This window comes from Azoarcus sp. TTM-91 (assembly GCF_012911025.1).
GTDB lineage: Bacteria > Pseudomonadota > Gammaproteobacteria > Burkholderiales > Rhodocyclaceae > Azoarcus.
The window spans coordinates 20,363-28,175 of the sequence record NZ_WUEI01000058.1; the positions used below are offsets into that span (position 1 = coordinate 20,363).

At 67.6% G+C, this 7,813-nt stretch carries 10 protein-coding genes; 1 reads left to right on the top strand and 9 read right to left on the bottom strand.

Translation table 11 applies throughout. From position 1 onward, the window contains the following. Position 1: 1 nt before the first annotated feature. A complete protein-coding gene (locus GRF61_RS15355) occupies positions 2–277 on the top strand; it encodes an oxidative damage protection protein (RefSeq protein WP_133593152.1) in 276 nt (91 codons plus the stop codon). Positions 278–401: 124 nt separating this feature from the next. Here GRF61_RS15355 and phoU read toward each other — a convergent pair whose 3' ends face one another. The 9 genes from phoU to pcnB all read right to left on the bottom strand — a co-directional run. Further along, the gene (gene phoU / locus GRF61_RS15360) at positions 402–1,100 is read right to left on the bottom strand and encodes a phosphate signaling complex protein PhoU (protein WP_169151510.1); all 699 of its coding nucleotides are present in this window, start codon (positions 1,098–1,100) and stop codon (positions 402–404) included. Positions 1,101–1,173: 73 nt separating this feature from the next. Further along, entirely contained in the window at positions 1,174–1,836 is a 663-nt protein-coding gene (gene rpiA, locus GRF61_RS15365) for a ribose-5-phosphate isomerase RpiA (RefSeq protein ID WP_169151511.1), read from the bottom strand. A 20-nt stretch (positions 1,837–1,856) separates the two neighbouring features. Continuing rightward, positions 1,857–3,092 (bottom strand): gephyrin-like molybdotransferase Glp, encoded by a 1,236-nt coding sequence (glp, locus tag GRF61_RS15370; protein ID WP_169151512.1) that lies wholly within the window; start codon positions 3,090–3,092, stop codon positions 1,857–1,859. Between the two features lie 108 nt (positions 3,093–3,200). Continuing rightward, a complete protein-coding gene (gene panC / locus GRF61_RS15375) occupies positions 3,201–4,028 on the bottom strand; it encodes a pantoate--beta-alanine ligase (protein ID WP_169151513.1) in 828 nt (275 codons plus the stop codon). Between the two features lie 32 nt (positions 4,029–4,060). Continuing rightward, positions 4,061–4,876, bottom strand: a complete 816-nt coding sequence (gene panB, locus GRF61_RS15380; RefSeq protein WP_169151514.1) for a 3-methyl-2-oxobutanoate hydroxymethyltransferase — start codon at positions 4,874–4,876, stop codon at positions 4,061–4,063. 90 nt (positions 4,877–4,966) lie between these two features. Continuing rightward, complete coding sequence (locus GRF61_RS15385) at positions 4,967–5,614, bottom strand: deoxynucleoside kinase (protein ID WP_169151515.1); 648 nt, start codon at positions 5,612–5,614, stop codon at positions 4,967–4,969. Between the two features lie 6 nt (positions 5,615–5,620). Beyond that, positions 5,621–5,983, bottom strand: coding sequence for a DMT family protein (locus GRF61_RS15390; protein WP_169151516.1), 363 nt, complete (start codon positions 5,981–5,983; stop codon positions 5,621–5,623). A 23-nt stretch (positions 5,984–6,006) separates the two neighbouring features. Further along, entirely contained in the window at positions 6,007–6,519 is a 513-nt protein-coding gene (gene folK, locus GRF61_RS15395) for a 2-amino-4-hydroxy-6-hydroxymethyldihydropteridine diphosphokinase (protein WP_169151517.1), read from the bottom strand. Then, on the bottom strand, positions 6,516–7,813 hold a 1,298-nt coding region (gene pcnB, locus GRF61_RS15400; RefSeq protein ID WP_169151518.1), incomplete at its 5' end, for a polynucleotide adenylyltransferase PcnB. The genes folK and pcnB, both read right to left, overlap by 4 nt.

Here is a 7,813-nt window from a genome sequence, read left to right on the forward strand (position 1 = left end):
GATGGCTCGCATGGTCAACTGTGTAAAGCTCGGCCGGGAAGCGGAAGGGCTGGACCTGCCGCCGGTGCCGGGCGAGCTCGGCAAGCGGATCTTTGAAAACGTGTCCAAGGAAGCCTGGCAGCAGTGGGTGAAGTACCAGACCATGCTGATCAACGAAAACCGCCTGAACCTGATGGACCCGCGTGCGCGCAAGTACCTGGCCGAACAGATGGAGAAGCACTTCTTCGACGGCGGTGCGGACCAGATCGGCGGCTTCGTGCCGCCTCCGGCGCAGTAGACGCCGTGCCCTGCAGCCGTCTCGAGGGACGGCTGCCGCAATGAAAAGAGGGATGGCCCGCAAGGGCCATCCCTCTTTGCTTCAGATCGCGCTTTCTGGCGCGGTCCAGGCGCTCAGGTGGCGCTCATTCGCCCTTGGCAGCCGCGCTTTGGGCCGACTTGGCGTAGCGGATGTCGCGTCCCTGCACCAGGAAGACCACGTACTCCGAGATGTTCTTGGCGTGGTCACCGATGCGTTCGATCGACTTGGCGATGAACAGCACTTCGAGGCTGTTGGAGATGGTACGCGGGTCTTCCATCATGAAGGTGATGAGCTGGCGCATGATGCCCTTGAAGCTGGCATCCACCTCCTCGTCCTGGCTCTTGATGATGGGAGCGTTGGTGACGTCGGCGCGGGCGAAGCCGTCCAGCGCGCTGCGCAACATGTCCAACGCCAGTCCGGCCGCATAGCCGAGTTCGACGCGGGGCATGAAGGGCACTTCGCCGGCATGCAAGCGCTTGCCGGCCTTGGCGATCTTCTTGGCCTCGTCACCGATGCGTTCCAGGTCGGCGATGGACTTGATCACCGTCATCACCAGGCGCAGGTCCACCGCAGCCGGCTGACGCTTGGCGATGATGTGCTGGCAGGCCTCGTCCAGGTCGACTTCGAGCAGGTTGATGCGGTGGTCGCCTTCGATGACGCGGTCGAGCAGGCCGACATTGCCCGTCTTGAGTCCTTCCAGGGCATCGGCAACCTGGGTTTCCACCAGGCCGCCCATCTGCAGCACGCCGGTGCGGATCGCCTCGAGTTCGGCATCGAACTGCTTGTGGGTATGTTCGCTCATTTTCGCCATTGCACTATCCAGGAGTGGGGCAGGCTAGCACGCCCGGGTTAAGGATTTGTTTCAGCTTGGCGGCTCAGCTGCGGGTCCGGCGCTCGACGCCGCCGGCGGTTGCGAGCAGCAGCACATCCGCGCCGCGGCGGGCGAACAGGCCGTTGGTGACGACGCCGACGATCTGGTCGATGCGGCTTTCCAGCGCCAGCGGATCGGTGATGGAGAGGCCATGCACGTCCAGGATGATGTTGCCGTTGTCGGTGACGAACCCCTCGCGCAGGCGCGGTTCGCCGCCCAGCGCGGAGAGCGCGCGGGCTACCTGGGAGCGCGCCATCGGGATGACCTCCACCGGCAGCGGGAAGCGGCCCAGCGGCGATACCAGCTTGCTGGCGTCGCAGATGCAGACGAAGCGGCTGGCGACCGCGGCCACGATCTTCTCGCGCGTCAGCGCGCCGCCGCCGCCCTTGATCATGCTGAAACCGCTATCGATTTCGTCGGCGCCGTCCACGTACACCGGCAGTTCTGTGATGTCGTTGAGGTCCAGCAGCGGGATGCCATGTGCGGTGAGGCGGCGGGCGCTGGCCTCGGAGCTGGACACGGCGCCGCGGATGCGCGACTTGATGCCGGCCAGACCGTCGATGAAATGGTTCACCGTGGAGCCGGTGCCGACGCCGACGATGCTGCCTTCTTCGATGTAGTCGAGAGCGGCCAGTGCGGCGGCCTTCTTGAGTTCGTCCTGGGTCATGGGCTGTCCTGGTGGGTAATTCAAATCAGTCCGTGGAAGGGCTGCACGGGCACCGTCTCGCCGGCCTGCACGTCGCCCCGGGCTTCGTCCAGCAGGATGAAGCAGTCGGCTTCGGACATTGAGCGCAGTATGCCCGAGCCCTGCGCACCGGTGAGGCTGACGCGGAGGCGGCCGTCGACACGGCTCAGGCGGCCGCGCAGGAATTCGGTGCGGCCGGCGGGTTTGCGTATGGCTTCGCGGCTGACGGCCTCGAACAGCTGGGGCTCAGGCAGGGGCGAGACGCCCATCAGCTTGAGCAGGGCTGGCTGCACGAACTGGTAGAAGGCCACCATGGTCGCCACCGGATTGCCGGGCAGGCCGAACAGCAGCGCCGTGCCGAGGCGGCCAAAGGCCATCGGCCGGCCAGGCTTCATCGAGATGCGCCAGAAGGCGACTTCGCCCAGCCGGGCCATGATGTCGCGCACGAAGTCGGCGTCGCCCACCGAGACGCCGCCGCTGGTCACGATGGCGTCCGCAGTGGCGGCGGCGTGGCCGAAGGCGGCTTCCAGTTCGCCGGGGCGATCCGCGACCACCCCGAGATCGACGATCTCGCAGCCCAGTCGGGTGAGCATGCCGTGCAGGGTGTAGCGGTTGCTGTCGTAAATCTGCCCGGCGCCGAGCGGCGTGCCGATGGAGGCGATTTCGTCGCCGGTGGAGAACACGGCCACCCTGGGCCGCCGGCGGACACTCAGCTCGCTCAGGCCCAACGATGCCGCCAGGCCGAGCTCGGCCGGGCCGAGCAGGCGGCCCGCCGGCAGGGCGACGCTGCCCGCTGCCAAGTCCTCGCCGCGCCGGCGCACGTTCTGGCCGGCCTGCTGGCCGGGAGGCACGAACAGCAGCTCGCCCTCGCGTCGAACCACCTCCTGCATGACGATGGTGTCGGCGCCGGTGGGGACGACGGCGCCGGTCATGATGCGGATGGCCTGGCCGCTACCCAGCTCGCCGGCATGGGGCATGCCGGCGAGGGCGGTGCCGGCCACCTGCAGCCGGCTTTCGCCTCCGGCGCTCAGGTCGGCGGCGCGCAAGGCGTAGCCGTCCATCGCCGAGTTGTCGTGGGCGGGCACGTCCAGCGGGGAAATGACGTCGGCCGCGAGGACGCGGCCGAGTGCCGTGGCCAAGGGCTGGATTTCCGCGCCGCTGAGCGGCTGCACGCGTTCGAGGATGGCGGATCTGGCGTCAACGACGCCGAGGGGCGGACTTCCGGGAAGTGAACTCATTGCTCTGGAACGGGACGCTGCGGCCGGGAGGCGGCCGCGATGGCGGCCATTATTACCACAAGCCGCAGGGCTTTTGGCGCAGCGTCCTGCGCGTCAGGGCGGCGGTGTTCAGATTTCCAGGTTGTCGATCAGGCGGGTGCGGCCCAGCCTGGCGGCAGCCAGCACCACCAGCGGATCGTCCGCATGCACCGGCGGTTGCAGGTCGGCCCGGCGCCGCACGGTGATGTAGTCCGGCACCCAGCCGTGGCGGGCGAGCTCATCCATGGCATCGGTTTCGAGCTTGAGGAAGTCGTGGTCGCCGCCGCGCACCGCCTGGCAGAGAGTGGAGAGCAGGCGATAGAGGCGCGGGGCCTCGGCGCGCTCCTGGGCGGAGAGATAGCCGTTGCGGGAGGACAGGGCCAGGCCGTCCTCAGCGCGCACCGTCTCGCCCGGCAGCACTTCCACCGGCAGGGCGAACTCGCGGACCATGTTCGACAGCACCATCAGTTGCTGGTAGTCCTTCTTGCCGAACAACGCCACGTCCGGCTGCACGATGTTGAGCAGCTTGAGCACCACGGTGGCGACGCCGCGGAAGTGGCCGGGGCGGAATTCACCGTCGAGGATGCTGGTCTGGGCGGGCGCAGGGTCGACGTGGTAGCGCTGGGGCTGCGGGTACATCACCGTTTCGTCCGGCGCGAACAGGTGGGCGACGCCGGCGGCTTCCAGCTTTTCGCAGTCCTGCCCCAGGGTGCGCGGGTACTTGTCGAAATCTTCGGCGGGGCCGAACTGCAGGCGGTTCACGAAGATGCTGGCGATCACGCTGTCGGCGTGGCTGCCGGCCTGGCGCATCAGGGTGATGTGGCCGTCGTGGAGATTGCCCATGGTCGGCACCAGGGCGACCTTGCCGGCCTTGGCGCGGGCGGCGCGCAGGCTTTCTATCGTGGTATGGATCTGCATGCTGGGGACCTGCGGGGGGAGGAATCGACTGCTCAGTAGCAGTGCTCTTGGGCGGGGAAGCTGCCATCGCGTACCGCGGCCACATAGCCCGCTACCGCTTCCTCGATGCTGGTGGCGCCGGCCATGAAGTTCTTGACGAAGCGCGCCTTCTTGCCGGGATAGACGCCCAGCATGTCGTGCAGCACCAGCACCTGGCCGTGACACTGCGGCCCGGCGCCTATGCCTATGGTGGCCATGTTCTTCATGCTGGCGGTGATATCGGCCGCAGCCGTGGCGGGCACCATTTCCAGCACGACCAGCGCGGCGCCGGCCTGCTCCAGTGCCAGTGCATCCGCCTTCAGGCGGGCAGCGCCGTCTTCGCCGCGGCCTTGCACGCGGTAGCCACCCAGCTGGTGGACCGACTGCGGGGTGAGGCCGATGTGGGCGCAGACCGGCACGCCGCGCTCCACCAGGAAGCGCACCGTCTCGGCCATGTACTCGCCGCCTTCCAGTTTCACCATCTGCGCACCGGCGGCCATGAGGCGGGCGGCATTGCGCATCGCCTGTTCGGGGCTCTCCTGGTAGCTGCCGAAGGGCATGTCGGTGACGACGAAGAGGCGATTGCTGCCGCGGGCCACGCACTCGGTGTGGTAAGCCATCTGCTCCAGGGTGACCGGCAGCGTGGATTTCTGGCCCTGCAGGACGTTGCCCAGCGAATCGCCGATCAGCGCAACGTCCACGCCGGCACGCTCGAGCAGCGCCGCAAAGCTGGCGTCGTAGCAGGTAAGCATGGCGATCTTGCGGCCTTCGGCGCGCATTTTGCCCAGCTCGAACAAGGTGACGGGTTTGTCGTCCTGCAGATAGCTCATGGGAGACTCCTGTGCGGAGGCGCGAGTTTTCCCCAAACTGGTGCAATGCACAAGGGTGTTAGCTGCTTTGGTGCATTGCTTTTCGGCTGTTCATTCCGCGTAGCCGAAGAACTCGCGGTAGCTGCGCATGTGGCGCAGGCGGTCCAGCAGCAGCTCGAAATCCTCGTCCTTGTCCACCGGGTTCAGCACGCCGGCATCGACGACGAACAGCGGCGCGGCGTCGTACTGGTAGAAGAAGCGGGCATAGCGCTCGGCGACCCGCTCCAGGTAGTGCTCGGTGATGCGCCGCTCGGCATCGAGGCCACGGCGGCGGATGCGGTCCATCAGCGTGTCCGGCCTGGCCTGCAGGTAGATCACCAGGTCCGGCTGCGGCGGCGCTGGCGGCTTCATGGCGTCGAAGATGCGCTGGTACACCGCCAGCTCTTCTTCGGCGAGGTTGAGGCCGGCGAACAGGGGGTCCTTGTCGAGGATGAAGTCGGACACCACCCTGCGGTCTCCCTCCGCTGGTGGTGTCGCCATGTGGGCAGCCAGCTGGTCGATGCGCTGGAACAGGAAGGAGAGCTGGGTGGACATCGCCCAGCGGTCGGCATTCTGATAGAAGCGGCCGAGGAAGGGGTTGGCTTCCGGTTGCTCGAACATGCCTTCGGCCGGAAGCCGGTCGCACAGGCGGCGGGCGAGGGAGGTCTTGCCGGCCCCGATGGGCCCCTCGACCACGATGTAGCGGGCTTTGTCGAGCATGGAGAATCAGCTGCGGAAGATGAAATAGACCGCGCCCAGCATACACAAGGCGGCCCAGAGATAGTCAAGCTTGAGCGGCTGCTTCATGTAGAGCACGACGAAGGGGATGAAGACCAGCAGGGTGATGACCTCCTGCATGATCTTCAGCTGCGCCAGCGTGAGGCTGCTCGCGCCGATGCGGTTGGCCGGCACCTGCAGCATGTACTCGAACAGGGCGATGCCCCAGCTCACCAGCGCCGCCAGATACCAGGCGCGATGCTGCATGTTCTTGAGGTGGCCGTACCAGGCGAAGGTCATGAACACGTTGGCGATGGTGAGCAGGCCCGCGGTCTGGGCCCACACCGGAATCGATTGCAACCAGGACGGCATGCCGGAACTCTTGGAGAGGTGCGTTACAGGGGGGCCGCGGCCTGGTCCGCCACAGCCGGGAGCAGGGAGGCCAGATCGCCGTGGCCCGGGAGGTGAAGGCCGGGGGCGAGCTCGGCCAAGGGGCGCAGCACGAAGGCGCGTTGATGCATGCGGGGGTGGGGAAGGGTCAGCTCACCGTCTTGCCACACGGTCTCGCCATATAGAAGGAGGTCCAGGTCCAGCGGGCGGGGCGCGTTGCGGTAGGTCCGGGTGCGGCCGGCGGCTCGTTCCAGGTCCTGCAGGGCGTGCAGTAGTTGCAGCGGCGCCAGGCCGGTATCCACCGCGATGACGGCGTTGAAGTAATCCGGCTGGCCGGGCGCGTCCACCGGCGCGCTGCGGTAGAGCCGGGAGCGGCCGGCGAGGCGGGTGGCCGGCAGGGCGTTCAGCTGCGTCAGGGTGTGGTCGAAGGCGGCTGCCGGATCACCGAGGTTGGCGCCGAAGGCGATATAGGCACGGACCGCTCGAGAGGCGCCGCCGCCGCAGGCGGCCTGGCTCACGAAGCTTCGGCGGGGGCGGTGGCGCTTTCGCCGCTGCCCGGCTTGCGCCGGCGCCGGCGCCGCTTGCGCGCGGGGGCTTCGCTGGCTGGGGCTTCGGTCAGCAGTGCTTCGCGGTCGTCCTGGCCGGCATGGGCAAAGCGATCCCACCAGTCCGGCACCGCCATCGGGATCTCGCCGGACTGCGCGCGCAGGCGCAGGAAGTCCCAGGCGGCGCGGTAGCGCGGCTGTTCCAGCAGGCGGTAGGGTGTCTTGCCGGAACGCTTGTCGAAGCGTGGCTGCAGCGCCCAGATTTCCTTGATGTCGCCGACGATGCGGCGGGTGATGGCCAACTTGCCTGCCTGGGCGTCCAGTACCTCGTCCATGGCGGCGAAGAGGGCTGGCTGCGGATGTTCGCCAGCACGCTTCTTGGCCTCCCAGGCGGCGAGCACCTCGTGCCATAGCAGGGTGGCGAAGAGGAAGCCGGGGGAAACCGGCTTGTCCTGGCGGACGCGCTCGTCGGTGTTCTCCAGCGACAGCCAGACGAAGCGCTCGCCCATCGGTTGTTCGAGGATCACATCCAGCAGCGGCAGCAGGCCGTGGTGCAGGCCCTGCTCGCGCAGCTGCTGCAGGCATTTCACCGCGTGGCCGGACAGCAGGAGCTTCAGCATCTCGTCGAACAGTCGGGCCGCCGGCACGTTTTCCAGCAGCACCGACATTTCGCGGATGGGGCCGCGGGCGGCGGGGTCCAGCGTCAGGCCCAGCTTGGCGCCCAGGCGTACCGCGCGGAGCATGCGCACCGGGTCTTCGCGGTAGCGGGTCGGCGGGTCGCCGATCATGCGCAGGGTTTTCTGCTGGATGTCGGCCACGCCGTGGTGGTAGTCCACGATGGTTTCGGTGCCGGGGTCGTAATACAGCGCGTTCACCGTGAAGTCGCGCCGGGTGGCATCTTCCGGCTGGGTGCCGAACACATTGTCCTGCAGCACCCGGCCGTGCTCGTCGGTGACCGCGTCCTGGCTGGCGCGGAAGGTGGAGACTTCTATCGTCTCCGGCCCGCTCATCACATGCACGATCTTGAAGCGCCGGCCGATGATGCGGGAGCGCCGGAACAGGCCGCGCACTTCCTCTGGCGTGGCGCTGGTGGCGACGTCGTAATCCTTGGGCGGATGGCCGATCAGCAGATCGCGCACGGCGCCGCCGACGACGAAGGCCTTGTGGCCATGTTCCTGCAATACCGCACAGACCTTGCGCGCTGCCGGGGATAACTGGTCGCGGCGAATGCCGTGCTGTTCTACCGGGATGAGGGCGGGTTCGGGTG

Bases quoted from the DNA above. Each gene is read 5' to 3' on its own strand.
- panB (WP_169151514.1), bottom strand. From the start codon at position 4,876: ATGAGCTATCTGCAGGACGACAAACCCGTCACCTTGTTCGAGCTGGGC.
- rpiA (WP_169151511.1), bottom strand. From the start codon at position 1,836: ATGACCCAGGACGAACTCAAGAAGGCCGCCGCACTGGCCGCTCTCGAC.
- panC (WP_169151513.1), bottom strand. From the start codon at position 4,028: ATGCAGATCCATACCACGATAGAAAGCCTGCGCGCCGCCCGCGCCAAG.
- GRF61_RS15355 (WP_133593152.1), top strand. From the start codon at position 2: ATGGCTCGCATGGTCAACTGTGTAAAGCTCGGCCGGGAAGCGGAAGGG.
- glp (WP_169151512.1), bottom strand. From the start codon at position 3,092: ATGAGTTCACTTCCCGGAAGTCCGCCCCTCGGCGTCGTTGACGCCAGA.
- GRF61_RS15390 (WP_169151516.1), bottom strand. From the start codon at position 5,983: ATGCCGTCCTGGTTGCAATCGATTCCGGTGTGGGCCCAGACCGCGGGC.
- phoU (WP_169151510.1), bottom strand. From the start codon at position 1,100: ATGAGCGAACATACCCACAAGCAGTTCGATGCCGAACTCGAGGCGATC.
- GRF61_RS15385 (WP_169151515.1), bottom strand. From the start codon at position 5,614: ATGCTCGACAAAGCCCGCTACATCGTGGTCGAGGGGCCCATCGGGGCC.